Annotated in this window: 27 protein-coding genes; 13 read left to right on the top strand and 14 right to left on the bottom strand. The window is 59.7% G+C overall.

The window, feature by feature from the left end:
• Nucleotides 1-145 precede the first annotated feature (145 nt).
• The 7 genes from A6U98_RS33900 to A6U98_RS33930 all read right to left on the bottom strand — a co-directional run bounded on the left by A6U98_RS33900 (nucleotide 146) and on the right by A6U98_RS33930 (nucleotide 7,664).
• Nucleotides 146-1,225 carry a DUF5666 domain-containing protein gene (locus A6U98_RS33900; RefSeq protein WP_064655578.1) on the bottom strand — a complete coding sequence of 360 codons (1,080 nt, stop codon included), beginning with the start codon at nucleotides 1,223-1,225 and terminating at the stop codon, nucleotides 146-148.
• Entirely contained in the window at nucleotides 1,222-2,115 is an 894-nt protein-coding gene (locus A6U98_RS33905; RefSeq protein ID WP_064655579.1) for a DUF6502 family protein, read from the bottom strand. Before A6U98_RS33905 ends, A6U98_RS33900 begins: the two co-directional genes overlap by 4 nt.
• A 155-nt stretch (nucleotides 2,116-2,270) precedes the next feature.
• Nucleotides 2,271-2,645: a hypothetical protein gene (locus tag A6U98_RS33910; RefSeq protein ID WP_064655580.1), complete on the bottom strand. Its 375-nt coding sequence runs from the start codon at nucleotides 2,643-2,645 to the stop codon at nucleotides 2,271-2,273.
• 11 nt (nucleotides 2,646-2,656) lie between these two features.
• Nucleotides 2,657-3,703 carry a flagellar hook-associated family protein gene (locus tag A6U98_RS33915; RefSeq protein WP_064655581.1) on the bottom strand — a complete coding sequence of 349 codons (1,047 nt, stop codon included), beginning with the start codon at nucleotides 3,701-3,703 and terminating at the stop codon, nucleotides 2,657-2,659.
• Nucleotides 3,704-3,705: 2 nt separating this feature from the next.
• Nucleotides 3,706-5,166 (bottom strand): flagellar hook-associated protein FlgK, encoded by a 1,461-nt coding sequence (gene flgK, locus A6U98_RS33920; protein ID WP_064655582.1) that lies wholly within the window; start codon nucleotides 5,164-5,166, stop codon nucleotides 3,706-3,708.
• A gap of 13 nt (nucleotides 5,167-5,179) precedes the next feature.
• On the bottom strand, nucleotides 5,180-6,472 hold the full coding sequence (locus A6U98_RS33925; protein WP_064655583.1) for a flagellar hook protein FlgE: 1,293 nt from the start codon (nucleotides 6,470-6,472) through the stop codon (nucleotides 5,180-5,182).
• 319 nt (nucleotides 6,473-6,791) lie between these two features.
• On the bottom strand, nucleotides 6,792-7,664 hold the full coding sequence (locus A6U98_RS33930) for an EF-hand domain-containing protein (protein ID WP_064655584.1): 873 nt from the start codon (nucleotides 7,662-7,664) through the stop codon (nucleotides 6,792-6,794).
• A 164-nt stretch (nucleotides 7,665-7,828) separates the two neighbouring features.
• Between A6U98_RS33930 and A6U98_RS33935 the strand changes: the two genes are divergently transcribed.
• The 3 genes from A6U98_RS33935 to A6U98_RS33945 all read left to right on the top strand — a co-directional run bounded on the left by A6U98_RS33935 (nucleotide 7,829) and on the right by A6U98_RS33945 (nucleotide 13,033).
• Complete coding sequence (locus tag A6U98_RS33935; RefSeq protein WP_064655585.1) at nucleotides 7,829-8,476, top strand: TetR/AcrR family transcriptional regulator; 648 nt, start codon at nucleotides 7,829-7,831, stop codon at nucleotides 8,474-8,476.
• A gap of 368 nt (nucleotides 8,477-8,844) precedes the next feature.
• Entirely contained in the window at nucleotides 8,845-11,028 is a 2,184-nt protein-coding gene (locus A6U98_RS33940; protein ID WP_064655586.1) for a DUF1217 domain-containing protein, read from the top strand.
• Between the two features lie 217 nt (nucleotides 11,029-11,245).
• The gene (locus A6U98_RS33945; RefSeq protein WP_064655587.1) at nucleotides 11,246-13,033 is read left to right on the top strand and encodes a PAS domain-containing methyl-accepting chemotaxis protein; all 1,788 of its coding nucleotides are present in this window, start codon (nucleotides 11,246-11,248) and stop codon (nucleotides 13,031-13,033) included.
• 39 nt (nucleotides 13,034-13,072) lie between these two features.
• Here the strand turns inward: A6U98_RS33945 and A6U98_RS33950 are convergent, their stop codons facing one another.
• A complete protein-coding gene (locus tag A6U98_RS33950) occupies nucleotides 13,073-13,876 on the bottom strand; it encodes a crotonase/enoyl-CoA hydratase family protein (protein ID WP_064655588.1) in 804 nt (267 codons plus the stop codon).
• A gap of 88 nt (nucleotides 13,877-13,964) precedes the next feature.
• Here A6U98_RS33950 and A6U98_RS33955 point away from each other — a divergent pair, with 88 nt between their 5' ends.
• The 5 genes from A6U98_RS33955 to A6U98_RS33975 all read left to right on the top strand — a co-directional run bounded on the left by A6U98_RS33955 (nucleotide 13,965) and on the right by A6U98_RS33975 (nucleotide 17,872).
• A complete protein-coding gene (locus A6U98_RS33955) occupies nucleotides 13,965-14,549 on the top strand; it encodes a TetR/AcrR family transcriptional regulator (RefSeq protein WP_064655633.1) in 585 nt (194 codons plus the stop codon).
• 255 nt (nucleotides 14,550-14,804) lie between these two features.
• On the top strand, nucleotides 14,805-15,644 hold the full coding sequence (locus A6U98_RS33960; protein ID WP_027686391.1) for a transporter substrate-binding domain-containing protein: 840 nt from the start codon (nucleotides 14,805-14,807) through the stop codon (nucleotides 15,642-15,644).
• Between the two features lie 117 nt (nucleotides 15,645-15,761).
• The gene (locus tag A6U98_RS33965) at nucleotides 15,762-16,424 is read left to right on the top strand and encodes an amino acid ABC transporter permease (protein ID WP_064655589.1); all 663 of its coding nucleotides are present in this window, start codon (nucleotides 15,762-15,764) and stop codon (nucleotides 16,422-16,424) included.
• Between the two features lie 5 nt (nucleotides 16,425-16,429).
• Nucleotides 16,430-17,089: an amino acid ABC transporter permease gene (locus A6U98_RS33970; RefSeq protein WP_064655590.1), complete on the top strand. Its 660-nt coding sequence runs from the start codon at nucleotides 16,430-16,432 to the stop codon at nucleotides 17,087-17,089.
• A gap of 12 nt (nucleotides 17,090-17,101) precedes the next feature.
• Nucleotides 17,102-17,872: an amino acid ABC transporter ATP-binding protein gene (locus tag A6U98_RS33975; protein ID WP_064655591.1), complete on the top strand. Its 771-nt coding sequence runs from the start codon at nucleotides 17,102-17,104 to the stop codon at nucleotides 17,870-17,872.
• A gap of 95 nt (nucleotides 17,873-17,967) precedes the next feature.
• Here A6U98_RS33975 and A6U98_RS33980 read toward each other — a convergent pair whose 3' ends face one another.
• On the bottom strand, nucleotides 17,968-18,396 hold the full coding sequence (locus tag A6U98_RS33980) for a type II toxin-antitoxin system VapC family toxin (RefSeq protein ID WP_064655592.1): 429 nt from the start codon (nucleotides 18,394-18,396) through the stop codon (nucleotides 17,968-17,970).
• Complete coding sequence (locus A6U98_RS33985; RefSeq protein ID WP_064655593.1) at nucleotides 18,393-18,659, bottom strand: type II toxin-antitoxin system prevent-host-death family antitoxin; 267 nt, start codon at nucleotides 18,657-18,659, stop codon at nucleotides 18,393-18,395. The genes A6U98_RS33980 and A6U98_RS33985 overlap by 4 nt, the downstream gene beginning before the upstream one ends.
• 256 nt (nucleotides 18,660-18,915) lie before the next feature.
• Here A6U98_RS33985 and A6U98_RS33990 point away from each other — a divergent pair, with 256 nt between their 5' ends.
• The 5 genes from A6U98_RS33990 to A6U98_RS34010 all read left to right on the top strand — a co-directional run bounded on the left by A6U98_RS33990 (nucleotide 18,916) and on the right by A6U98_RS34010 (nucleotide 22,564).
• Nucleotides 18,916-19,677, top strand: a complete 762-nt coding sequence (locus tag A6U98_RS33990) for a GntR family transcriptional regulator (RefSeq protein WP_064655594.1) — start codon at nucleotides 18,916-18,918, stop codon at nucleotides 19,675-19,677.
• The gene (locus A6U98_RS33995) at nucleotides 19,671-20,456 is read left to right on the top strand and encodes a transporter substrate-binding domain-containing protein (RefSeq protein WP_064655595.1); all 786 of its coding nucleotides are present in this window, start codon (nucleotides 19,671-19,673) and stop codon (nucleotides 20,454-20,456) included. Before A6U98_RS33990 ends, A6U98_RS33995 begins: the two co-directional genes overlap by 7 nt.
• Before the next feature lie 77 nt (nucleotides 20,457-20,533).
• Nucleotides 20,534-21,205, top strand: a complete 672-nt coding sequence (locus tag A6U98_RS34000) for an amino acid ABC transporter permease (RefSeq protein WP_064655596.1) — start codon at nucleotides 20,534-20,536, stop codon at nucleotides 21,203-21,205.
• Nucleotides 21,202-21,861 carry an amino acid ABC transporter permease gene (locus A6U98_RS34005; RefSeq protein WP_064655597.1) on the top strand — a complete coding sequence of 220 codons (660 nt, stop codon included), beginning with the start codon at nucleotides 21,202-21,204 and terminating at the stop codon, nucleotides 21,859-21,861. The genes A6U98_RS34000 and A6U98_RS34005 overlap by 4 nt, the downstream gene beginning before the upstream one ends.
• Nucleotides 21,839-22,564, top strand: a complete 726-nt coding sequence (locus tag A6U98_RS34010; RefSeq protein ID WP_064655598.1) for an amino acid ABC transporter ATP-binding protein — start codon at nucleotides 21,839-21,841, stop codon at nucleotides 22,562-22,564. The genes A6U98_RS34005 and A6U98_RS34010 overlap by 23 nt, the downstream gene beginning before the upstream one ends.
• 80 nt (nucleotides 22,565-22,644) lie before the next feature.
• On the opposite strand, the gene A6U98_RS34015 is transcribed toward A6U98_RS34010, so the two are convergent.
• The 4 genes from A6U98_RS34015 to A6U98_RS34030 form a co-directional block, all read right to left on the bottom strand.
• Entirely contained in the window at nucleotides 22,645-23,151 is a 507-nt protein-coding gene (locus tag A6U98_RS34015; protein WP_064655599.1) for an RES family NAD+ phosphorylase, read from the bottom strand.
• Complete coding sequence (locus tag A6U98_RS34020) at nucleotides 23,148-23,636, bottom strand: DUF2384 domain-containing protein (protein WP_064655600.1); 489 nt, start codon at nucleotides 23,634-23,636, stop codon at nucleotides 23,148-23,150. The genes A6U98_RS34015 and A6U98_RS34020 overlap by 4 nt, the downstream gene beginning before the upstream one ends.
• A gap of 429 nt (nucleotides 23,637-24,065) precedes the next feature.
• Entirely contained in the window at nucleotides 24,066-24,800 is a 735-nt protein-coding gene (locus A6U98_RS34025) for a PspA/IM30 family protein (RefSeq protein ID WP_064655601.1), read from the bottom strand.
• Nucleotides 24,797-25,243: a YjfI family protein gene (locus A6U98_RS34030; RefSeq protein WP_064655602.1), complete on the bottom strand. Its 447-nt coding sequence runs from the start codon at nucleotides 25,241-25,243 to the stop codon at nucleotides 24,797-24,799. The genes A6U98_RS34025 and A6U98_RS34030 overlap by 4 nt, the downstream gene beginning before the upstream one ends.
• Nucleotides 25,244-25,261 lie beyond the last annotated feature (18 nt).

A 25,261-nucleotide genomic window follows, 5' to 3' on the forward strand; every position in this document is an offset into this window, starting at 1 on the left:
GATTGAAAATCAAACGATTGGCTAGCGGGTGTGGGGCGGACACGTTAGCCAATCGGCAAACCCTCCCTGGAATCACCCGAAGCAGAATTCGCATGAACAATAAATGGGAAAATTTCCCATTTGTCAACATGCGGCGACAGCGTTTTCAGCGCGGACCCGGACCCGGGCCTGGACCCGGGGGCGGCGGCCCAGGCGGCGGGGCGTCCTGCGTTGGCGGCCCCCCTCTATCCGGAGCGGAAAAATCTCGGTCCGGCCCGCCTCGGCCGAAGGGCGAACGATCGGGCGGCGGTCGATCCGAAGGACCACCTGGACGTCGCGAACCGAAGCCGTCCGGAAAGCGCCCGTCGGGAAAGCCGGTCATTCTGCTTGAGTCCCGCACGCCGACATCGACGAAGCCATGACCATCAGGAGATGGCGGCGTCGAGCCGAAAGGCGCGGACCCTCTGGGTCCCGCGCCCGACTGGTCCTTATCGGTCGGCCGGAAGGTCTCGACGTTGACGATGCCGCGTTTCAAGCCCGGGACCAGGGGTTCAGCCTGAATGCGCGTGATGATCAATCGATCGGCGACGGCCTTGAGACGCACGAGCGTTTGCTTGCCGGCCAGGTATCCATGCGTGCTTCCAAGCGAAAGGCCGCCGATCAGGACGCGATTGCTGCTCTTGACGGGGATCCCTCGAACATGGGCGCCTTCGGAAACGGAGCGGGGCTCGATGCGCCGGGCAATGATCGTACCGTTAGGTTTGCGGATGCCGAACACGGCGACCCGCTTGCCCTTGCGCAGGCCCTTCGTCGCGACACCCGTCGTGTCGATCGTTTGCCCCAGTATGGTCAGGCCGGTCTTGTCTATCCGGTCGATGCGGCCCTGGACTTCGCTGGCGATGGTGATGCGGGCGGCAAGCTTGCCCGTCAGCAGCACCCGGGCGACATGACCGACCTTCATCGCGCTCGCGCGAACGCGTCGGCCGTCGATTTCGATTGGTGTCGTCGCACTGAACGGTATGTGGATGTTGTTGACGATGATGCTTCCAAAGCCCTGGATGGTTCCGACGATGCCGGTTCCGCCGATGCCGTGATCTTCGTTCTCCCCGCCGCCCTGGATGGAAAGTCCGGACCCGCCGATGCCGTGATCGCCCGTCGGTTGCGCGGCGGCACTCTTGGGCCCCAGGACCTGAAGCACTATTCCGGCCAGCAGAAATTGCCTTCTCGAAATCGCCGACGGAGTCATTCGTCCGTCTCCGTCTTGGATGCGGCGTCTGCCTGAAGATCGGCCTCGCCCTCCTCGGTCATGACATAGAGCCCGGCGATCCAGCGGCTGTTGCCGCCGGGGTCGTCCTTGATGGCCTGATGGGCGATCTTGTTGAGCTTCAGGAGCAGCGCCATTCCTTCCGCGCGCGCGATCTCGTCGAGCCGGGCGGCCAGAACGGCTGATATCCCGTCATAATGGACGGCGCGTTCGAAGTTGGGAGGAGGCTCGTTCATCAGGTTCATGACCGACGCCTGCACATGGTCACGGAGGTTGCGCGTAAAATAATGCCGGCGGGCTTCGTCACCGGCATTGGGGACGATCGTTGAGAGGTCGAGCTGGATCCAGCCGTTCTGATCGACAACGACGATACCCTTATCCAGCCAGTCGTCCAGGATGGAGCGGGGGTGGACGTCCTTGGTGATGTCGCTCACCAGGCTCTCGAATGACGGACCGCCGTCGCTGGAGGTCCGGGGCAGGGCGCTCGGCCGATCCTCCGCATCGCAATAAAACGGATCGGCAAGCCATCTGGCGAGAATACGGCTCGTCTGTGAAACGCCGGTGGTCAGGAAGGATGCCGCAAGCACCTGTCCGCGCAGCCGGTTGACGTCCTTGCGGTGAATGCCGGTCAGAAGCGAGATGCGGCTGTCCGTCTGGTTCTTGTTCGGCAGCGCGAATTCCTTCTCTGCGACCTCGATATAGAGGCGGCGAAGAACGGTCGAAAACGAGATGAAGTTGAAGCCGGAGGCGAGTGCGAGCTTGACCAGCGGGCGAAGCACGCGGATCAGCATGGCCTGCAAGGTCTCTTCGGAGAAGGGTAGCTTCGCGCGCGGCTTCGACATCAAGAACACACTCGGTCTCTGAAAGACCATTGCCGGCAGACCTTCGGCAATCGTCCTCAGTCTCCCCTATGGGAAAGTCCAGACTGCCGCAACGGACAAGCCCTATGCAAGACCGGCTCATGCCATGCTTCCTGGCGGCACGGCCGTGATCGCGCCGCCATTGGGAAGGCATTTTGCCTCTTCTGTCAATGCGTTACCGGATGGGGCTCGGGTGACAGCACTGCGCCATGGCGCCAGTCGATCAGCCGGTCGATGCGTGCAATCTTGTGGAAAACCTCGAAAACGTCGAATGAGGTGCCTTTCTCGATGTGGGCTGCCAGCAACTCGCAAAGCTCGAATATTTCAGGGGGCGTACCGGTCATCTCCACGCCGTCATCCGTGAAGACACCCGATCGCGGCCATGCCCGCGTCTGTTGCTCGTCGAGTTTGCTGCCGACGAAAGGGATCGTATCGATGATGCCGGAGGCAAGCGCGAACGCCGCCTCCGCCACGATTTCGGAACACGCCGTGTTGGGCTCCTTCGTTAGGGCCGGTATTTGCAACTGCTTGAGTTCACGCATTTTTCAATCCGTCAGAGATAGTTGACCAGGCTCAGGCTCTGGAGTTTTGAAACGAGCGTGTAGGCCGTTTCCAATTGCGTCTGCAGCTGGTTGACGAGCGTCGAGGCCTCATAGGTATCCACGCCCTGGAGATCGACGAGGTTTCCCTGAAGCAGAGTGGATTGAGCGTCGAGCGCGTCATTTGCCTTTTCGAGCCGCTCCTGGGCGAGGCCGAGTTCGCTTTGCTGCGTCACGATCCCGGAGGTCGCCTGCGCCGCATAGGCGATCGCCTTGGATGCGACGGTGCTCTGCGCGTCGGAGCTGAGATCCTGGCCGAAGAGGGCGGAGACGACGACGGAGGCGAGCGCGAGATAGCGCATGCCTTCGGAATTGGCATTGGTCGACGAGGTGATGGTTTCCGATCCGCTGATCCGGCTCGTCATGTCGGTGCTGGAAGCGGTCGACCAGCCGTCGGAAGCGTCCGTCCAGGCGCTCTCGGAGAACATCGGCTCGACCGTGTCGGTGATGAAGCTGCCGATTTCCTCGCCCGTCAATTCGCTGACGTCTTTTCCGAGACCGGTTGCATAATCGTTCAGAGCCGAAACGACCGTATCTGAGACCGCCGAGGATTGATCGGTCAGAGGCTGACTGTCGAGGTTCGTTCCGCCGAACAGGAACTCGCCATTGACTGACGTGTTTGCCGTCGAGACCAGCTGCGAAATCGTGGCGCTCGCCGTCTGCAGGGCAACGGCGATGCTCGTCGTATCCTGGCTCGCCTGGAGCGCGGTCAGGTTCGAGACCAGGCTGTCGCCGGCATCCTTGAGGCTCGAAAGGGCGGTTTGCGATGCGTTCATGCGCAATTCGACGACGGCATTGCTCGTCTTGAACGAGGCGGCCTGGGCGATGGCGCTGGTGAGATTGATCGACTTTGCAGCGCCGGCGCCGAGGGATACGCCGATATCGGCATAGGTTCCCGTGGTCGCTTCCGTCGAGGCCTGCTGCAGCTTGTTTTGGGACTGGCTGATGGTGAGCCGCAAAACATTCTGCATCGCCGATGATGAGACAAAAGATGCTTTCATGACTAGCTCGCTATGTCGAGGAGCGACTGGAACATCTCGTCGATGACGTTCAGGATCTTTGTCGCCGCTTTGTAGGATTGTTCGATGTCGAGAAGCAGCGTCAGTTCCTCGTCGAGGTTGACGCCGGTTTCGTTGGAATAGGCCTCGTCTGAGCGCGACAAGGCGGCAGCCGTTGTTTCGGAGGCCGAGGTGGCGTCGCTTCGATATTGCTCGAGCCAGCCGATGGAGGCGCTGGCGTAGTCCGTCAGGCTTTGCGACGTCGAGAGACCGGCGTCGGAAGAGAACGAGCGCTGTTCCGTCAGCGCCTCATAGAGCGCGTCGAGATTGTCCGAGAAGCCGCTGTCTCCCGAGGTGTTCAGATCGGTGATGCCGCTGATGGAGCCATCGCGCAGCTTCGTCGCATCGCCGCCCTCGCTGGTGACGACGGCTGGATTGACCGAGATGGTGGAGGCGATCCCTGTCGTATCGTCGGAAGCAGCAGGTGTTCCCCCGGTTGCGCCTGATGCCGTGGTCCACACGAAAAGTCCCGGCGCGCTCGTGCTGCCGTCGGTTTCCGAGAAGATCTGGACGAGCGATTTAGCGATCTCGTCGAGCTGGGCCTGAAATGTCGGGGCGATCTCGTCGCGAAGCTGCAGCAGCGCCTGCAGGCTGCCCGAGGCACTCGTCGTCGATCCCTCGCCGGCGTCGAGCGCAACGCCGTCGATATAGATGGAGTTTCCTTCCGTTCCGGCGACGTAGGTTGCCGTCGAGGCGAACGTGACGGTGCGGGGTATGGTTTCGAACAGCACGGTGCCGTCCGAGGTGTAGAGCGCCATATCGTTATTGTCGCGCACGGCGGAGGTGACGCCGACGATCGAGGAGATCTGTTTCAGGAGTTTTTCACGCTCGTCGAGCGCCGAGGATGTATCGGCGCCGGTCGATGTCGCCAGCTTGACCGCATTGTTGGCGGCCTCGAACTGCGACAGCAGCGTATTCAGGGTGGAGACCTGTGTGGCGATCTCCGCATCCGCCTCGGCTCTGATCGACTGGACGCCGTCGCTTGCGGTATTGAGCGAATTGGCGAGATCCTGCGCGGCGGTCACGGCCGATTGCGCTGATGTCGTGCTGCTTGGCGACGTACTGAATGTCTGGAGCGCCTGCTGGAATGCCGTGAGATAGGTACTCGGCGAAGTCTCGTAGTCATTGCCGCCCACCAGCGACTTCAGGCTTTCGAGGCCGGTCACCAGCGTCTGCTGGGCGCTGTCCTTGGCATTCGTTTGCAGATACTGGGCAAGCAACGCATTTTCCTGCGCCCGACTGATGCTGACGACCTGGGCGCCGGAAAGAGACGTCGTAACCGACGCCTCCCGTCTCACATAGTCGGAATTGCCGACATTGGCGATATTCGTCGAAATGACGCTGCTTTGCTGGCCGGTAGTGTTGAAAATACTTTGGACGCTGTTCAAGGCGGAGGTGAGCGACATGCCGGCGCCCTCCCTATCGTTTCAGATTGACGAGGACATCCATGATATCGGAGCCGGTCTGAAACACCTTCGAATTGGCGGTATAGCTGCGCTGCGCTTCGATCATTTCCGTCAGTTCGCCGGCGAGATCGACATTCGAGCTTTCGAGAGCGCCGGACTGGATGGAGCCAAGCCCGTTCGTCTGCGGGAAGCCGGTGACCGTGACGCCGGACAGTCCGTTGGCACTGTAGACGTTGCCGCTGAGCAGCGTCAGATTGTCGGGGCTGGCGACCGTCGCGAGAGGGATCTGATAGAGAGCCTTTGTCGCGCCGTTCGCATAGGAGACCGACACCACGCCGTCCGCACCGATAGATACCGAGCTCACCGCACTTGCGGCCTGGCCGTCTGCGGAGCCCGTCGCCGAGAAGTCGGAGGCAAGCTGGGTAAAGTCGGAATAGTCCATGGTGACCGTCTTTGCCGTTACCGGATCGACGATGTCGGTGTCGGTCGCGGAGGTCAGCTGGCCATCGGCGTCGAAGGAGAGCGTTGCAACGCTCACGGCATCGGAGGAGTAGGGAAAGGATGTCGTGCTGCCGGTGGCTGCATCGGCATTGCGGTAAACCGCGACCTCCCAGGTGCTGCCGGTGACCGCGCCGCTCGCATCCGTCGTGACGCCGGTCTTGGTGAAATAATAGTCGTACTGGACGGTGCCGCCGAGGCTGTCATAGGCAACCAGCGACATCTTTTGCGTGTCGTCGGTGACGCTTGCCGTGTTGGCGCTCGGCAGCGTCGTCGTATCCGTGACGACGGTCGCTTCGGAATTCAGGTTGCCGCTGAAATAGGCGCTGCTCGAAGCGACGGCGCTCAACCCCGATTGTGATACGTTGACCGGCACCAGTCCGTCGAAGCCGTTGACGACCACCGCCGGCACGCCGGAATCATAGGAATATCCCATTAGCGTGAAACCGGCGCCGTTGACGAGGTTGCCGTCGCTGTCGACCGAGAAGTCGCCGGCCCGGGTGAGCACAGGCGTGCCGTCGGCGCTTTCCACGATGAAGAACCCGTCTCCCGAGATCGCCAGGTCGTAGGCCGAGGTCGTATAGGAAATGTCGCCCTGTTGGGAAATCGCCTGGCGCACCGATGTCTGAACGCCGCCCGAATTGTAATTGCCCGCGGAAGACGGCAGGACCAGCGACGAAAAGGAGGTGGAGACGGCCTTGTAGCCGACGGTATTCGCGTTTGCGATATTGTCGGAAACCGTGCTCAGCCGGTTTGCCTGGGCGCTCATGCCGGAGACGGCGGTTTTCATGCTTCCAAAAATGCTCATGGCTCGATTCCTTTATGGTTTGGGAACATGCCATGTGACGACAGGCTTCCAGGGCCCGGATTGCGGGCGCACGACATCGCTGGCGCCGGACAAGGCCGACACCGGTCGATGATCTGATTGTCTGGACTGACCCCGTGATGGCGATAGGCGCTTCGGCTCATCCGCGCGCTAGTATCGTGCGCCTGTGGCGGCGCACCAACGTTTCAGTATTTCAGGAACGGCCCGGCTGAAGGCTCTGCCAGCTCCACGGCCGGGCCGCTTCAGATCGTCTCATTGCAGTTTCTCCAGCAATTGCAATGGCGACGCTCCGTATCCGCCGTCAGCCCGCGGACTGAAGGGACAATGAACCGGTGTCGGACGTGTCGAGCAGACTAAAGAGCTGGCTCGCCTGGCTTTCGGTGACGTCCTCGGGCTTGCCTGCCATGAACTCGTCCAATGTCACTAGCCCGTCTCCATTCGTATCGAGATCGGAGAGCAGGGATTGAGACTGGTCGTCTTCTGCGGGCGGCGGCGGTGGCGGTCCTTCGGAACGTTGCGACTGCTCGGCCGACATCGCCTCGGTCAGCGCATCGACCGACAGCGAACCCGCTCCTTCGCTGTCGAAGCTGTCGAAAAGCGTGCCGGCCTGGTCTTCCGTCACATCGGACGGTCGGCCTGCTACGAACTCGTCCTTGCTGATGGAGCCGTCGCCATCGGTATCGAGATCGGAGAGCAGGGATGCAAGATCGTCGCCGCCGGCGGGCGGCGGCGGTCCGCCCGGGCGTTGCGACTGCTCAGCCGACATCGCCTCGGTCAGCGCATCGACCGATAGCGAGCCAGTGCTTTCGCTGTCGAAGCTGTTGAAAAGCGTGTTGGCCTGGTCCTCCGTCACCTCGGACGGCCGGGCCGCGACGAACTCGGCCTTACTCACGTAGCCGTCGCCATCGCTGTCCAATTGGGCAACGTCCGTGCCTTCGCCGCCATCCTCATCCTCGCCCGATACCGACTGATCGGAGAAGCGGTTCATCGACAGCGTCATCAGCTGGGACAGGAGTTTGTCGGCGCTGCTGGACGTGTCTTCATCGAGCTGCCCGCTTTTGGTTGCTTTTGCCGACGAAACCGTATTAGAGGATAGGATCTCCTCGGATGCGGATGTCGAGTGCTTGCTATAGGAATAGGAAGAGACTGATGTTGCAGCGGAAATGGTCGTCATAAGCGCTCCATCGCTAGGAGGGTGAGGATGCAACGCATTACAGAACTGTTAAGTTCTCTAAATCGAAATCACTAATGCCACAACCGAAAAAATTGCCCCTCAGAAATCGTAGTCTACGTTCTCAGGTCGTCGGCACGTGTTTCGGCAGGGTGGTCTAGACCGTTATGGATATTATCGACGAACCTGCGGACGAGCCGCGCAAACGCGGTCGACCGAAAGTTTCCAGCGACGAGGACAAGCGGGCGCATATCGTCGAAGTCGCCGGCCGCGTCTTCGTCAAATACGGTTATGCCGGAAGCACGACGGCGATCGTCGCCTCCGAGGCGAGCGTTTCGAAGCAGACGCTCTATAAGCTGTTTCAGAGCAAGGAAGAGTTGTTTGCCGCCGTGGTCGGCGCGCATCGACGCCTGATGCTCGATCTGCCCAGGCCTGCCGAAGATATCTCGATTGCCGCGAGCCTCGAGCGCATTTTCATGATCGATATGGATGAGGACAAGGATGCCGATCGTACTGGCTTCCTGCAACTCGTCTTTCGCGAAGCGGCGCAATTTCCCGAACTTATCGATATCCTGCAGCGCGAAGGCATGCTTGCCAGCCGGCAGCATCTCGCCGACTGGCTGAGCGAACGCCGGTCGGAAGGCAGATTGACGCTGGACGATACGGCGAGTGGAGCCCGGATGCTGATGGATATGATCCTCGGCGGCATGGGTCCGCCGGAAGGGCGCGCGCGGGCCTGGCCCGATCGGGCTCAACTGTTTGCCCATCTTCGCCGCTGCATTGCCATCTTTGCCGCAGGCGTCGGCGCCGCCTGAAGCGTGATGCCAAAAAGTGTGATTGGTTTTCGGACGACATCATGCTCCGATTACTTAATTTAGAACAGGATCCAGATTTTAGGCCGGGTCGGTCTAAAATCTGGATCCTGTTCTAAAGCGCATCGCAATCTGTCAGATTCGCTCCTCGCGCTTTCGTCCGGCAAAACGCGAACCCTTGACTTTCGCTTCCAATTCCGCATTGGATAAATTATAGAACTATAGAGTTCTATTAAGTTGATTCGGCCACATGTAGGTGGCTGCGCTTCGCCATGACCGGCGACGGACATTCCCGCAGAGATGAAAATGTTCACCCGTGACTGCCAGCAGGCTTTCGCGCGGCACCGCCGTGTCTATGAAAGGGACAGACGTTGGTTTCCACCTATGTAAGCTATCTCACGGTCGCGCGAAATCTGAACGCCAGCCTCTCGAACGTGGCTTCACAGGCAACGGTTGCCCGCGACAGCGCCTACTACAAGGAAAACATCGACAAGGTCACGACCGTCGATGAATTCATGAGCGATTACAAGCTCTATTCCTATGCCATGAAGGCCTACGGCCTTGAAGACATGACATATGCTAAGGCCTTCATGAAGAAGGTGCTGGAGAGCGATCTCAGCGATTCATCGAGCTTCGCCAATAGCTTGAGCGACACCCGCTATGCCGAGTTCGCCGCCGCCTTCAAATTCGCTGGCGAGACGAAGACGGCGCAATCGGACGTCCAGCGAGATAATCTGCTTGATGCGTATGAGGAGTCCTTCGACACCGAGGAGGACGATATCGCCGACGCGACGGACTATTTCGAAGAGAATATCTCGTCGATCACCTCGGTCGACGATCTTCTGTCGAGTTCCAAGCTGAAGAACTATGTGCTGACGGCTTTCGGTCTCAGCACCGAATATACCGCGACCAGCTTCCTGAAGAGTGTTTTGACGAGCGATGTCGACGATGCCGATAGTTTCGTCAACCAGCTCGACGACGAGGTCTATGTCAACCTGGCGAAGGCCTTCAACTTCAACGAGGATGGCTCGACCGACGGCGACGTGATGTCGGAAGACCAGATCTCGCTGGTCACAAGCGCTTATGCGGTGGCCTCGGCGACGATCGCTTCCTCGGAAACCGGCGAGGCCTATGACACTTATTTCGCGGCGCAAATCGGCAACGTCACCTCCGTCGATGAGTTGATGAGCGACGACAAACTGGTTTCGTATCTGAGAACTGCCTATGGGCTTACCGATAGCGAAACCGATAACTTCATTTCCGCGGCGCTGAAAAGCGCCGACCTCGCCGACGCGATCGGCTTGTCCGAACTGCACGATGCCTTCAATTTCGATGAAGACGGCGCTCTTGCCGATGGCGACACGGCCCAGACATCGGAACAGACCGCCGCCACCACGGCGGCCTTCGATGAAAATTATGAGGTGCTGATCGCCAACACCGACAGCGAAGATGCCGTCGACAACTATACGACACGCATCGCCAGCGTCACCTCGATCGATGATTTCCTGGTGTCCAATGATGACGACGACGATGACGACAACGACGATCTCCCGGAACTGTGGGAAATGGCGTTGCGAGCCTATGACATAGACCCGGACAGCGTTTCGAGAAGCGAGGTCCGGAAAATTCTCGAAAGCGATCCCTCGGACTCGAAAAGCTATGTCAACAGCCTCGACGATGACCGGTTCGTCGCCTTTCGCAAAGCCTTTAACTTCGACAGCAATGGCGATGTGACCGTACCGCTGCAAGCCATGTCGGAATCTGTCGTCGACGACTACGCCGCCTATTACAAGCAGAACAAGATCCGATACCTCGAGGGTGACGAACTTACCGAAGCGACCGATGCGGCGGACGAGGAGATCACCTATTTTCGCGAGCAGATGGCGACGATCAGCACGGCCAGCGAATTCCTGGCCGACGATCGCCTGGTTTCCTTCGCGCTCGAGGCGAAGGGGCTCGATCCTGCTGATGTCACGTCGGACGCGTTGGAAGAGATGTTTTCTTCCGATCTCGACGACGAAGGCAGTTACGTCAACAAGCTGGACGACAATCGTTTCGCCGAACTCGTCGGCGCGTTCAATTTCGATCAGGACGGCAATATTTCCGCTGATCCGACCGGGACTGTGCAGCAGCGCGGCGATGTGCTGGAGACGATCGATGCCTATGTCAGGCTAACGCTCGAAGACGACCAAGGCGACAGCAACACCGGCGTGCGCCTTGCCCTCTACTTCCAGCGCAAGGCGCCGGAGATCTCAAGCGCCTATAGCATTCTAGGCGACAGCGCACTCTTCGAGTTCTTTACGACGACCTTCAACCTGTCCAGCTACGTCTCGAACATGGACGTCGACAAGCAAGCCGAGATGATCGACAATTTTGTCGACATCGAGGATCTGTCGGATCCTGACAAAGTCGACGATCTGATCAAACGCTTCACTGCCATGTATGACATGACCAACGGCACAGGCACCACGTCGACGGCACTTTCGATCCTGACCGGTTCAGCGACGATAAGCGCCGATACCCTGCTGGCGATGGCGCAATTGAAAAGCGGCTGAGTGGCCGGTAGGCCGCGGTCCCGAAGAACCTGACGGAGGTGCCCCACGGCAGGGTAGGGGCCGGCGGCCTTTGCCAGGATGTGCCTCATCGACGCAACGCTGTTTGAAAACAAAATATACTGCACGTTATATTCATAATTAAATCTCCGTTAATAAGCGCAAGCGAATATTCGCGACATGGCTGGATCGACAGCGATGAATCTAGGGGGATTTGCGAGTGAGTATTCTTGATCGTGGTGCAAATGCTGTTGCGGCTCTTGCTGCTTTATCGAATTCGCAAGCCATGATCGAGTTTGATCTATCGGGCAGGATCCTCACCGCAAACGAAAACTTCTGCAGGGCGCTCGGCTACGAGTTGAGGGAGATTGTCGGAAAACATCACAGCATGTTTGTCGAGCCTGCCTATACATCCTCAACGGAATACAAGGCCTTCTGGACGAAGCTCGCAGCCGGGAAATTCGATCAACAACAATACAAACGGGTTGGGAAAGGCGGGCGCGAGGTCTGGATCGAAGCATCCTACAATCCCGTGTTCCGACGCGGGAAGCCGGTCAAGGTCATCAAGATTGCAACGGATATCACTGCGCAGAAGCTGAGGTCTGCCGAGGATTCGGGCAAGATCGACGCATTGTCCCGGGCTCAGGCGATTATCGAATTCACGCCGGCCGGCGAAATCCTGACCGCGAACGACAATTTCCTGTCCGCGCTTGGTTATTCGCTTGGCGAAATCCAGGGCAAACATCATTCGATCTTCTGTGAAGCCGACTACTCAAGGTCGGAGGCTTACAAGGAATTCTGGCGAAAACTTGCGAGCGGTCAGCTGGTTGCCGACGAATTCATGCGCGTGGGCAAGGGCGGACGGAAGGTCTATATCCAGGCTTCCTACAATCCGATTTTCGACCTGAACGGCAAAGTGTTCAAAGTCGTGAAGTTCGCAACCGATGTCACGGCGCGCGTCGAAAATGTCGAGCAACTTGCCCGTTGCCTGACGAACCTTGCGGATGGTGACCTGTCGCAGATGATCCAGAAGCCTTTCATTCCTTCGCTGGAAAGGTTGCGTGCCGACTTCAACAGCGCCTCGGAGAAGTTGAAGGGCGCAATGGCAACGGTTGCTGAAAATGCCAAGGCGATATCAGCCGGTTCCAACGAAATCCGCACAGCGGCCGACGACCTGGCAAAGCGTACCGAGCAGCAAGCGGCATCCGTCGAAGAGACGGCCGCCGCCCTTGAGGAAATCACGACGACGGTCAAGGATTCGAGCCGCCGCGCCGAGGAGGCCGGTCAACTCGTGGCGCGCGCCAGAAATCATGCTGAGCATTCCGGCCAGGTGGTGCGTGACGCCATTGGAGCGATGGACCAGATCGAAAACTCGTCACGCGAAATTTCCAACATCATCGGTGTCATCGATGAGATTGCCTTCCAGACGAACCTTTTGGCGCTCAATGCCGGCGTAGAGGCGGCACGAGCGGGGGAGGCCGGCAAGGGGTTTGCGGTCGTTGCCCAGGAGGTCCGTGAGCTGGCGCAGCGGTCGGCGAAAGCTGCCAAGGAGATAAAGAGCCTGATCACAGCGTCCGGTTCCCACGTCGCGAACGGCGTCGCCCTCGTGACGAATGCCGGATCCGCGCTCCAGGAAATCGCCAGTCAGGTTCACGAAATCAATACCAACGTCACAGCGATCGTGGAGGCGGCGCGCGAGCAATCGACTGCGCTTGGCGGGATCAGCCAGTCCATCAACACCGTCGACCAGGGAACACAGCAGAATGCCGCAATGGTCGAGGAGCAGACGGCTGCGAGCCATGGTCTCGCCCGAGAGGCTGCCGCGCTCTTCGAGCTTCTTGAACAGTTCCGTTTCAATGATGCGCCGAGATCGAGGTCTTCGTTTGCGCAGGCCGATCGTCACCCCGCCGCACCGACGGCTTTGAAAGTCGTTCGTACTTCGCCCCTCGCATCCATCCAGCGCGGGTCAGCCTCGGCCGCACTGAAGTCCGATTGGGAAGAGTTCTGATTACGCTGACTGAGCCATGCTCAGCAGCATTGGCAACAATCAATCGAGCGACCACGAGCCGGGATAGTTCGGCTTGCGACGCTCGATCCACGCGGCGAGCCCTTCGCGCAAATCGGCGGTTGGCGCCATGCGGGCGAATTGTTCGCCTTCGATCAGCAGCCCCTCCGCAATGCTCTGGTTGATGCCGCGCGTCACCGCCGTCAGAATGCTCGCCGCCGCCAGCGATGAATGACGCAGAATGCGCCGCGCGAGGTGGTGGGCGGCCGGCATGAGAGCGTCATGCGGGACAACTTGGCTGACAAGGCCGAATTCGAGGGCGCGCTGCGGGGAGAATGCGTCGCCCGTCAACAGCAATTCGAGGGCGCGCTTGCGGCCGGCAAGCCTTGGCAAACGCTGCGTTCCGCCAAAGGTCGGCGGCATTGCGAGATTGATCTCGGGCTTGGCGAACAGGGCGCGTTCGCTGGCGATGGCGAGGGGCACAGCCTCGGTGATTTCGCAGCCTCCGCCAAAGGCAATACCGTTGACGGCGGCGATGACGGGTTTGCGGAAGGCCTCCAGCCGCGCAGTTAATCGCTGTCCGCGCGCGACGAAATCGCGCATGGCGACATCGGCGCCCTGCGCCACGCTTTGCGAGAATTCGTAGATATCGCCACCCGCCGAGAATGCCCGCTCGCCTGCGCCGGTGAGGATGATCGCCCGAATTGAACTGTCGGTTTCGATGGCGTCGAGGATCGCGAGCAAGCGGTCTATCAAGGCGTAATTCAGCGCGTTGAGCTTTTCCGGGCGATTGAGAGTGAGCGTGGCGATTCCATCGTGGCAGTCGATCAAAATAGTGTCGGCCATTCGGTTTTCCTTTCCGCTATGCTGCGTCGGGAGAAGTATGCCGCCGGTCGATGCTTGTGTATATTCACTAGTCGGTATACATAGCGACATGATCTCACAGCCAATCCCGACGCGCGAACGCATCATCTCGGCGGCCGCCAAGCTGTTTTACAACGAGGGTATCAGGAGCGTCAGCGTCGATGCGGTGGCTGAAGAGGCCGGTGTCACGAAACGCACCCTTTACTACCATTTCGCCAGCAAGGACGATCTCATCGGGGCCTATCTGGAGGCGCGCGACCAGCCTAACCTCTCTCTGTTCAAGCGCTGGTACGCGGAAACGACGGGCGAACCGGCGGATAAGGTGCAAGGCATCTTTCGCAATCTCGCCCGCGCGGCCCGCCATCCGAAATGGAAGGGCTGCGGCTTTCTGCGCACCTCTGCGGAACTCGTCAATATGCCTGGCCATCCAGCCATGAAAGTTGGGATTGAGCACAAGAAGAGGGTCGAGGCGTGGTTACGGGTCACCTTCGAGGCGGCCGGAATCAAGACGGAGGCGCCGCAGCTCGCCCGGCAGATCCTCCTGCTGCTCGATGGTTCGTTCGCCGTCGTTCTGTTGCATCGCGACCCGACCTATATGGAAGCCGCAGGCGAGGCGGCGGGTTCACTGATCCGCGCTGCGACCGCAAACGCGTAAGGCGCTCGCTCTGAAGACCGCATCCTTCGCCTTCGGCATGGCTGGGGTCGCTGAGCGGGAAGGGCATGATGTTGAGCCTCTAAACAACAAAACAATGCTGCACTGCCGAAAAAATCACCACGCGCACCACTGCGCGTTTTTTCGGCATGACCCATTGACAATTCATCCTTGATGGCACTTCATAACACTGTTCCAGTAAAACAGACATGCGTCCATTATACTGGAACAATAGGAACCATCCATAAGGGGAACGCCATGACCATTTCCTTTCGCACCGGCGTGATGTCGCTGGCCGTCGCCGCTCTGTTGTCCACGCCTGCGCTGGCCGACGGCAGCAAGCTCGATGAAGTGCTGGCCCGCGGCCATCTCGTCCTCGGCACGGGCAGCACCAATGCGCCTTGGCACTTCAAGAGCGCCGACGACAAGCTTCAGGGATTCGACGTCGACATGGGCCACATCATCGCCAAGGCGCTCTTCGGCGATCCTGAAAAGATCGAGTATGTGAACCAGTCCTCCGACGCCCGCATCCCGAACATTACCACCGACAAAGTCGACATCACCTGCCAGTTCATGACGGTTACCGGCGAGCGCGCCCAGCAGATTGCCTTCACCATTCCTTATTATCGCGAGGGTGTCGGCTTGATGCTCAAGGCGGACGGCAAATATGCCGACTACGCCGCCCTGAAGGCGGCCGGTTCCTCCGTTACCATCTCGGTTCTTCAAAACGTCTACGCCGAGGCAATGGTGCATGCGGCCCTGCCGGAGGCGACCGTCGACCAATACGATTCCGTCGACCTGATCTATCAGGCACTGGAGTCAGGACGTGCCGATGCAGTCGCCACGGACCAGTCGTCGCTCGCCTGGTACATGACGCAGAACCCGGGCCGCTATAAAGATGCAGGCTACGGCTGGAACCCGCAGACCTACGCCTGCGGCGTCAAGCGCGGCGATCAGGATTGGCTGAACTTCGTCAACACCGCCCTGCACGAAGCCATGACCGGCGTCGAATTCGACTTTTACGCCAAGTCCTTCAAGACCTGGTTCGGCAAAGATCTGACGCCGCCGCAGATCGGCTTCCCGGTCGAGTTCAAGTAACAGCCATGCGGAGCGGGACATGTTTCCCGCTCCGCATTTAAAGAGTGAGAGCATGACTTCGTCCGAAAACCGCTCAGACTTTTCGGCATCATGCTCTGGTCTGAAAGGGCGGCCTGTATGGGTTACACGTTGAATTTCGCTGCCGTCTGGCGCAATTTCGATTTTCTTTTGAGCGGGCTCGCGCTCAGCCTCGGTCTTGCAGTGATCTCGATCCTGATCGGGGCCGCGATCGGTCTTGTGGTGGCCTTCGCGCTGACGTCCAAGAGCCGCTTTGCGGCCGTGCCGGCCCGGGTCTATGTCACCGTCATTCGCAACCTGCCGATTCTCGTTCTGGTGCTTTTCGTCTTTTTCGCGCTGCCGCAGATGGGCGTGCGCCTCGACAAGATAAAAAGCTTCGTCCTGGTTCTGTCGCTTTATTCCGGCGCCTATCTGGCCGAGGTGTTCCGTGCCGGGCTGCTGTCTATTCCGAGAGGACTGACGGAAGCGGGGCTTGCCATCGGCCTGACGGGGATGCAGATCCGCGGCTCCATCATCGCGCCGCTGATGCTGCGCAACGTGCTGCCATCGCTGTCCTCGACGATCATCTCGCTCTTCAAGGATACCTCGCTCGCCGCCGCCATCGCGGTGCCGGAACTGACGTTTGCCGCCCGCAAGATCAATGTCGAGAGCTTCCGCGTCATAGAGACCTGGATGGTCACATCAGCGCTCTATGTCGCGACCTGTTTCCTCATCGCCGCCGTGATGCGCTTCGTCGAGCGTCGTCTGGCCCTGCCGAGATAGACCTGATGTCCCACACCTTTCTCGAACAACTCTGGATCGCCCGATACGTCATCATGAACGGCATCGGCGTGACCGTGTCGATCTCCCTGCTGGCCATCCTCGCGGGTTCTATACTCGGCGTTTTCGTCGGTTTGGCGCTCGTCTATGGCGGCATTGTTTTGCGTCTGGCCGTGCGCGCCTATACGGATATCATCCGTGGCACGCCGGTGCTCGTGCTGGTGCTCGCGAGCTACTATGTCTCGGCCGCCGTCGGCCTCGATCTCGGGCCGTTCTCTGCCGGCGTGCTCGCCCTTGCCATCTTCTGCTCCTCCCATGTCGGCGAAATCGTGCGCGGGGCGCTTCAGGCGATCCCGAAGGGGCAGACCGAAGCCGCCAAGGCGATCGGCCTGACCTTTACCCAGACCTTCACCTCGGTGCTGTGGCCGCAGGCGATGCGCCAGTGCCTGCCGGCCTGGGTGAATACGGCGGCGGAGATGGTGAAGGCCTCGACGCTGCTCTCCGTCATCGGCGTCGCCGAGCTTCTCCTGCGTACGCAGGAGATCATCTCCCGCAATTTCATGAGCCTCCAGTTCTATTTCCTGGCCGGTGGACTCTATTTCATCATCAACTACGGCATCGAGCACTTCGGCAAATATGTCGAACGCAAGACTGCCCTGCCGTCCTGAGGAGTTCCCCCGATGGCCAAGACCATTCTCGACATCCAGGGTCTGCGCAAGACTTACGGCATCCACGAAGTCCTCAAGGGCGTCGATTGCGCCGTGCAGGAGGGCGAAGTCATTTCTATCATCGGCTCGTCCGGCTCCGGAAAGACCACCTTGCTGCGTTGCATCAACATGCTCGAGGAATTCCAGGGCGGCACGATCAGCCTCGATGGCGAGGAGATCGGTTACCGCGCCGAAGGCGCAACGCGGCGCCGCAAGAGCGAGAAGGAGATTGCGCGCCAGCGCGCGCTGACCGGCATGGCGTTTCAGCAGTTCAATCTTTTCCCGCATATGAGCGCCGCTGAAAACGTCATGCTCGGCCTCGTCAAGGTGAAGAAAATGACGAAGCCGGATGCGCGCGCAATCGCGGAAAAATGGCTCGATCGTGTCGGCCTTTCCGCCCGCGCGAACCACTATCCCGGACAGCTTTCCGGCGGCCAGCAGCAGCGCGTCGCGATCGCCCGCGCCATCGCCATGTCGCCGAGGCTGATGCTGTTCGATGAAGTGACCTCCGCGCTCGACCCGGAACTGGTGGGCGAAGTGCTCCAGGTGATCAAGGGGCTTGCCGCCGACGGCATGACCATGCTGCTCGTCACGCACGAGATGCGCTTTGCCTACGACGTTTCGTCACGGGTCATCTTCATGAACCAGGGCATCATCGGCGAGGAGGGCGATCCGAAGGACATGTTCGTGCATCCGAAGACCGAACGGCTGGCGGAATTCCTCAAAACCTCGAGTTTCAACTAATGCATGTCGCCCAAAAGTGCGCAGCGGTTTTGGGATAACGATTTGCATCAACAAAACTTAAAGAAAGATCCCGTGAGGGTCCGCTCTGCGGATCGTCACGGGCGCTCGGTCCAAGGGTCGACAAGCTCGATCTCAAAGCCCTCGAAATCCTTAATATTGCGAGTGGCGAGGGTGAGATCGTGAGCAATCGCGGTGGCGGCAATCAGGCCGTCCATTGACGACAAGCCGCGCCCGCTTCGCTTTGCGAGCCCCATCAAGTCGCCCCAAGCTATCGCAACCGGCTGATCCACAGGGATGACACGCTGCTCGAAGCGCTGCGGCAGGTCCTGGGCAAGCCATTCAGTCAGCGCGTCGCGCTTTCGGCCGCTTTCCATCAACTTAACACCACGCCGGATCTCCGCGATCGATACGACGCTGATGAATGAGCGATCCTCGTCGAGACTGTCCAGCCATTGTAGGACATGTGCATCGGGACGCGGCCTTGTCACCTCGGAAAGCACATTAGTGTCCAGCAGAAGTCTCACAGCTGAAGATCACGCGGTTCGTCGCGCTGCCGTTCGAGGTCCAGATCGGCGCCACGCAGCGGCGATTGCATCAGAAACTCTGCAAGGGTGCCCTTGCGCGCGGTCTTCCGCTGCCATTCCTCGGCCGAAACGACGACGACGCTTGGTTTGCCATTGCGCATGATTGTTTGCGGCGTTGCTTGCGCGCGTTCGATAACCTCAGACAGCTTGGCCTTCGCACTGGCGACGGTCCAACCTTTATCCTCTGGTCGTGATGGCCGCATTCGCTTTATCCTGACTATAGTGACTATCCTGACTATATAAGCCGAACCGGTCTAACCGCAAGCAACTTTTCGATAGGGAAGGGGCTTTGTCGGCCTTGGGCGGCCTACGCCGATTTGGGTTCGCAAGGCATTGTGGGCTCGCTCAATTTGCGCTCAGTTTGCATTCCCAGCATGCAAATTCCAGGGGGAAGGATCCGAGACATCTTGGAAATCCTGAACGCAGAATTTTGGCACGAGCTTTGCTTTCCTGTCTTGTATGCAAGATAGCCAGACATCTGAGACCACACAGAAGACCATCGAGGAGACGATCGTCTCTGGGATTCTTTCAGCCAAAATCCGGCCTGGGACGCGTCTCAGCGAAAACCAGCTGGCAACGCTCTTCGGCGTGTCTCGAACCCGCGTTCGGGAAGCCATGATGCGCCTGGAAACACGCGGCATTGTGCATGTCAGTCCAAGACGAGGCTGGTTTGTCGTCGAGCCGTCCGCTGAAGAGGCGATCGCGGTCTATGAGGCACGGCGTGTCATCGAGGCCGGGTTGCTGCGCAGCATGCGCGTATTGACGGACGAGGGACGCAAAGCTCTCGACGCGCATTTGAACGAGGAAAAGACCGCAATGGCTGCGGGCGACCGCCAGCGCCTGACCTATTTGATGGGTGATTTCCACATCCGCATCGCAGAATTGAGCGGGAACGCCATCATCGTCGATATCCTCCGCGATCTCACCGCGCGGACGATCCTTATTTCGATGCTCTATCAGTCTGAATTTCACGCAGCACAGTCTCATGACGGGCACTGCCGGATCTTCGAGGCCATGCAAGCGGGCGATTTCGTCAGAGCTGCGGAACTCTCTGTCGACCATCTGGACGAAGTGGAAATGGGCCTCGACCTGACCACGCGCCCGGATCCGCTCTCGGAACTGCGCAGTTCCCTGTCACTTCCTCCCAAGACCGTGCCCTCGGTCTCCCAACTGTCAGACCCAAAAAACCACAACATCAAAGGAGCAATTAAAACATGCTGACAAGACGAGTCTTCTTCGCAATCGCGACCCTGGCTGCAACCTTCGGCTTCGGCTCCGCGTCTCACGCCGATGCTCTTGCCGACATCACGGCGCGCGGTACGCTGCGTGTCGCCGTTCCGCAGGATTTCCCGCCCTTCGGCAGCGTCGGTACCGATATGGCGCCGATGGGCTACGATATCGATGTGGCTAATCTCATTGCCGAAAAGCTGGGCGTCAAGACTGAGCTCGTGCCGGTCACCAGTGCCAACCGCGTTCCCTATCTGCAGACGAACAAAGTCGATCTGGTCATATCAAGCCTCGGCAAGAATGCCGAGCGCGAAAAGGTGATCGATTTCACCACGGCCTACGCACCCTTCTTCAACGGCGTGTTCGCACCGGCCGATGTTTCGATCGCCAAGGTGGAAGATCTCGCCGGCAAGAGCATTGGCGTCACGCGCGGCGCTGTCGAAGATCTCGAACTGACGAAGATCGCGCCAGCCGACGCTACGATCAAGCGCTACGAGGACAATAACGGCACTATCTCGGCCTTCCTGTCCGGCCAGGTCGACACCATCGCCACCGGCAACGTCGTGGCCGCTGCGATCCTCGCCAAAAATCCCCCCAAGCGCCCTGAGATGAAGTTCCTCATCAAGAACTCGCCCTGCTACATCGGTCTCAACAAGGAACAGGCAGCTCTTCTGGAGAAGGTGAACGGCATTATCGCTGCGGCCAAAACCGATGGCGCGCTGAACGCCATATCGCAGAAGTGGCTCGGCGCCGATCTCCCGTCGGATCTCTAAGGGTCGGTCTCACGGATGTCATCCCGCGCCCGCGCGGGATGACATGACGCTCCGTCGCCACAAGAGGGGACAATTCCTTGAGTTACCATTTCGAATTCGGCTGGCTGCTTGAATATTATCCTGAGATCATCAAGGGCATACTGATCACGCTGGAGCTTATCGCGATCGGCGGGGTGCTCGGCATCTCGCTTGGCATCTTCTGTGCCTGGGTGCGCGCACTCGGCCCGGCCTGGCTGAAGCCTGTCGTTGCGACCTATGTCGAACTGATCCGCAACACACCGTTCCTGATCCAGCTCTTTTTCATCTTCTTCGGTCTGCCGTCGCTTGGTTTCAAGCTTTCCGAACTGACGGCGGCCAACCTCGCGATGATCGTCAATCTCGGCGCCTATAGCTGCGAAATTATCCGCGCCGGCATCCAGGCAACCCCGAGGGGCCAGTTCGAGGCAGGCGAAAGCCTTGCCATGACGCGCTTCGAAACCTTCCGGCATGTCGTTCTCGTGCCATCCCTGCAACGCATCTGGCCAGCGCTGTCGTCACAAGTCGTCATCGTCATGCTCGGCTCATCGGTGGTCTCGCAGATCGCCGCGGAGGATCTGACCTTTGCCGCAAACTTCATACAATCGCGAACCTTCCGCGCCTTCGAGGCCTACATCGTCTCGACAGCCATCTACCTAGTGCTGGCGATCCTGCTCCGGCAGGTGCTGGCGGTGGTCGGCGGGTTCATTTTCCCGAGGAGAGCAGCACGATGATCGAGTTCACCCTCTGGGACATCTTGCGCAACCTGCTGCTCGCCACCCGCTGGACAATCGTGCTTTCGCTCGTCTCGTTCATCGGCGGCGGCGCGGTCGGATTGGGGCTGCTGTTCCTGCGCATCAGCAAGCGCAAGGCTTTCAGGGCGCTTGCGAAATATTATATCGAGCTCTTCCAGGGCACGCCGCTGCTGATGCAGCTCTTCATCGCCTTTTTCGGTCTCGGCCTCTTCGGGATCGACGTGCCGGCCTGGCTTGCTGCAGGATTGGCGCTCACCCTGTGGAGTGCCGCCTTTCTCGCCGAGATCTGGCGAGGCTGCGTCGAGGCGGTCGCTCGGGGTCAATGGGAGGCCTCCGCCAGCCTCGGCATGGGTCGGCTGCAGCAGATGCGTTATGTCATCTTGCCCCAGGCGCTGAGGGTCGCCATACCGCCGACGGTCGGTTTCTCCGTGCAAATCGTCAAGGGAACGGCGCTGACCTCGATCATCGGTTTCGTCGAATTGTCGAAAGCCGGCACAGTCGTCACCAATGCCACTTTCCAGCCCTTCACCGTCTACGGGCTCGTCGCTCTCATCTACTTCGCCCTTTGCTGGCCTTTGTCAAAAAGCAGCCAGATCCTGGAAAGGAAGCTCAATGTCGCTCATCGAAATCACTGAAGTCCGCAAGAGCTTTGGCACCACCGAGGTGCTGAAAGGCATCAATCTCGATGTCGAGGCCGGCGAAGTCATCGCCATCATCGGCAAGAGCGGTTCGGGCAAATCGACCCTGCTTCGCTGCATCAACGGCCTGGAGACCATCACCGACGGCTCCATCTCCGTGGCCGGCGCGCAGCTCCTCGATGACGAAGTCCATCTGAAGGCACTGCGCCTCAAGGTCGGCATGATCTTTCAGCAGTTCAACCTCTTCCCGCACCTGACTGTCGGCGGCAACGTCATGCTGTCGCAGACCGTGGTCAAGAAGACGCCGAAAGCCGAAGCCGAGGCGACCGCCCGCAAGATGCTGGAGCGGGTGGGGCTGGGCCACAGGTTCGACGCCTATCCCGACGAGCTCTCGGGCGGCCAGCAGCAGCGCGTCGCCATCGCCCGCGCGCTCGCCATGCAGCCGACAGCACTTCTCTGCGACGAGATCACCTCCGCACTCGATCCGGAACTGGTCGCCGAAGTTCTGGCCGTCGTGCGCGAACTCGCCGCCGAGGGAATGACCCTCCTGATGGTGACGCACGAGATGAAGTTCGCCCGCGACGTCTGCAGCCGCGTCGTCTTCATGCACCAGGGCCGCGTCCACGAAGCAGGACGGCCGGAGGATGTCTTCGCCAATCCGCAGACTGCGGAGTTGAAGCAATTTCTCGGTGTCAACTAAGAGGCAGCGGCAATATTCGACTTGGCGGATTGATGTAACGAGATCGAGTCATAGGGGTGGACGATGCAATCAGGGCTCGTTCATGGCGTGGGCGGTTGCAGCCGTGTATCGAGGGCAAAGGCCTCCTGGAACTTCAGTGCATAGGCGCCCGTCGCGCCGCCTGCCAGAAAAATCAGGTTCCAGCTATGCCGCGAGACCGCACTCGGGATCGCGACGAAACGATGCTGTCGAAGCAAATCGTCTCCGAAGGCTTGCTGGCCCGCGCTGGGAATGCCCGGGCGCAACCAGTTGGGATTGGGCACGTTTCCCGGATCGACAACATGGATATCGCCAGCATCGGCAATGACAGCTGCCGTCATCCTATGCGCCACGGTATCGAGCGCCCGGAACCCCTTGTGGACCGCGACTTCAAGGATCGCCGTCGCGGGATCGAGCGAGCAGTAGACCGCGCGAACCCCCTTGCTGTTCCAGCGGCCGCCAACCCGATAGGCGCCTTCTCCGCTATCCCAAGTCGGTGCATTGACGGCCTGATCGAGCCGCCACGCGACAAGTTCGGTCCCGCCGAGCGGTATCGGCAAAAGGATCATGCATAGACGCCGTATTCCAGGCGATCGAGATGATCCTCGACAAGCTCGACGCCGGCGGGCGTCCCGAGAAGATCGATCGGGCAGCGCTGCTCAAGTCCGACCGCCGGACGCTCCAGCCATTGTTCGGCCTCTGCCTGCGATCCGAAGATATCCGTTGCCTTTGCGAGGATCTCGGCGAATTTCCACGCGCGGCCGCTCTGTTCCTGGTTGAGCGGCTTGGAAGGCATATCCTTCCGCCGCTGCCAGGTGCGCAAGCTCATGCCCACCGCCTTTTCGAGGGACTCGTTCTTGCCGATGACGACGAGAGTGCCGACAAGATGATCCAGTGCGGATGCAGGCAGGCCGTGCAGGAGCAACTCATGGGCGTCGAGGCCATTGGTCAGGCTGCGCGACAGAATGCGCGCGCCACCGAGCAATGCTTCTATTTTTTGCAGTTCACCACCGCCCGCTGCTGCTGAGGAAGGTGCTTTTGCCACGACGGCCATGATCTTTCTCCCGCGTCATCTGTCGCTCACTATATGACACGTGTCGCAGTCAATTTCAAGGTTTGACAGGTTCATCCAGCTATTCGCCGGACCGGATTCCATTGCGCTGGAATTCAATTAGAGACCGAGCCGGATGTTGGCTCCAGGAGCCCGCTGCTGAGGAAACCGATTTAGGCAAGGCCGGGCGGATAAATCTTTCCCGAGCTGGCGGCGACCAAAGCATGTTGCGCAAAACTGTGGAGCGGTTTTGCGCTAACGACATGTGTAAAAACAAAGACCTAAAGCGCGAGGAGTGAATCGGAAAGATCGCGACGGGCTTTAGACGTGATTGACGAGGCTTGCAGCGAATTGAAATGTCGCAATGGGTCGCGGCACTCCAATCCGCAGGCGCGCCGGGAATGGCAGCAGGGCTGCGGTTCCCGGGAATTGTCAGCCTTTGTTGCCAGTCGGGGCGGGCAGCAAGATGGGCTCGACCGAATGTTTCGGTGCCATCAGTTGTGCAAGAATGTCGTCGGCCGAGTGGCTCGAACTGCCAATGCCGGCCTCGCGCAGTTGACGATCGAGGTCACCGCCGTTTTCCAGCGCGGCCAATTCAGCACCGGCTTCGATGCGGCCAGCCGTGACTTCCTGGCGCTTCTTGATACGTTCGAGACTTTCGACGGCGCTACCGAGACGGGTGTTGATGCCCGACTGGCTGTGGGCAATCGCCGACTGAGCGCGCAGCAGCGACTCGTTGGCTTTGACATTCTCCACCTCACGCTTCATCTGAGCAATGCGCGATTCGGTCTCCTGGATCGTGCGCAGCATCTGTTGCTGGCGGGGCAGCAGCCGATCGAGCTCTTCTTGATCGCGCTGCACTTCGGCACGCATACCGGCAATGCGCTGAGCGAGACCCTGAGCCAGATCCGTGCGGCCGGCGGAGATTGCAGCGCGAGCGCTGTCGGTATCCTTCGTCTCCTTTGCGCGGTTTTCTTCCAGTCTGCGCATGACGCTCTTGTTGGACGCCATGATGCCGGCCAGATCGGATCGTGCCGCGCGTAGCGACTGTTCAGCGTCGCGGATTTCCTGGTCAAGAATGCGCATGGACTGGCTGTCGGCGGCCGCTTCAGCTGCCTCGTTAATGCCGCCGCGAATGGCGGTGAAAATCTTTCCCCACGTGCTCACGCTGCAATCTCCCCGCTTTTCCATTCTTCAATCATATGTGCCGCATCGACGGCATTGGCAGCCAGAATCGCGACTTCTTCGACGACCGTCTCGGCCGGTGAGCGTGCTGACAGCGAGCCGAACAGTTCATACCATTCCTCACTGTCGATCGTGGTGATGCCGAAGCTGGAGAGCGGCACGAACTTGTGGGTCTTCAGCACCATACGTTCGAAGGCTTCTCGATTGGGCACGTCCTTGCACGGCACCAAAACAGCGCTGACAAGAATGTCGCGCTCCCCGCTCACGGCGACGAAGACGTCGAGATCGCCTTTTTCCTTAAGGGTTACACATATGACGTCGCCCTGTTCGGGTACGGCTACATCGACATCGCCCAGTGCATCGGGATCGGCGGCGAATAGGCGCGTTAAAGTGGTGAGGTTCCAGGTCTCCAAAAAGTCCTCCATCGGTTGGAACGTCAAAAT

Origin of the sequence: Rhizobium sp. WYCCWR10014, from assembly GCF_001657485.1 — a bacterium.
Taxonomy (GTDB): Bacteria; Pseudomonadota; Alphaproteobacteria; order Rhizobiales; family Rhizobiaceae; genus Rhizobium.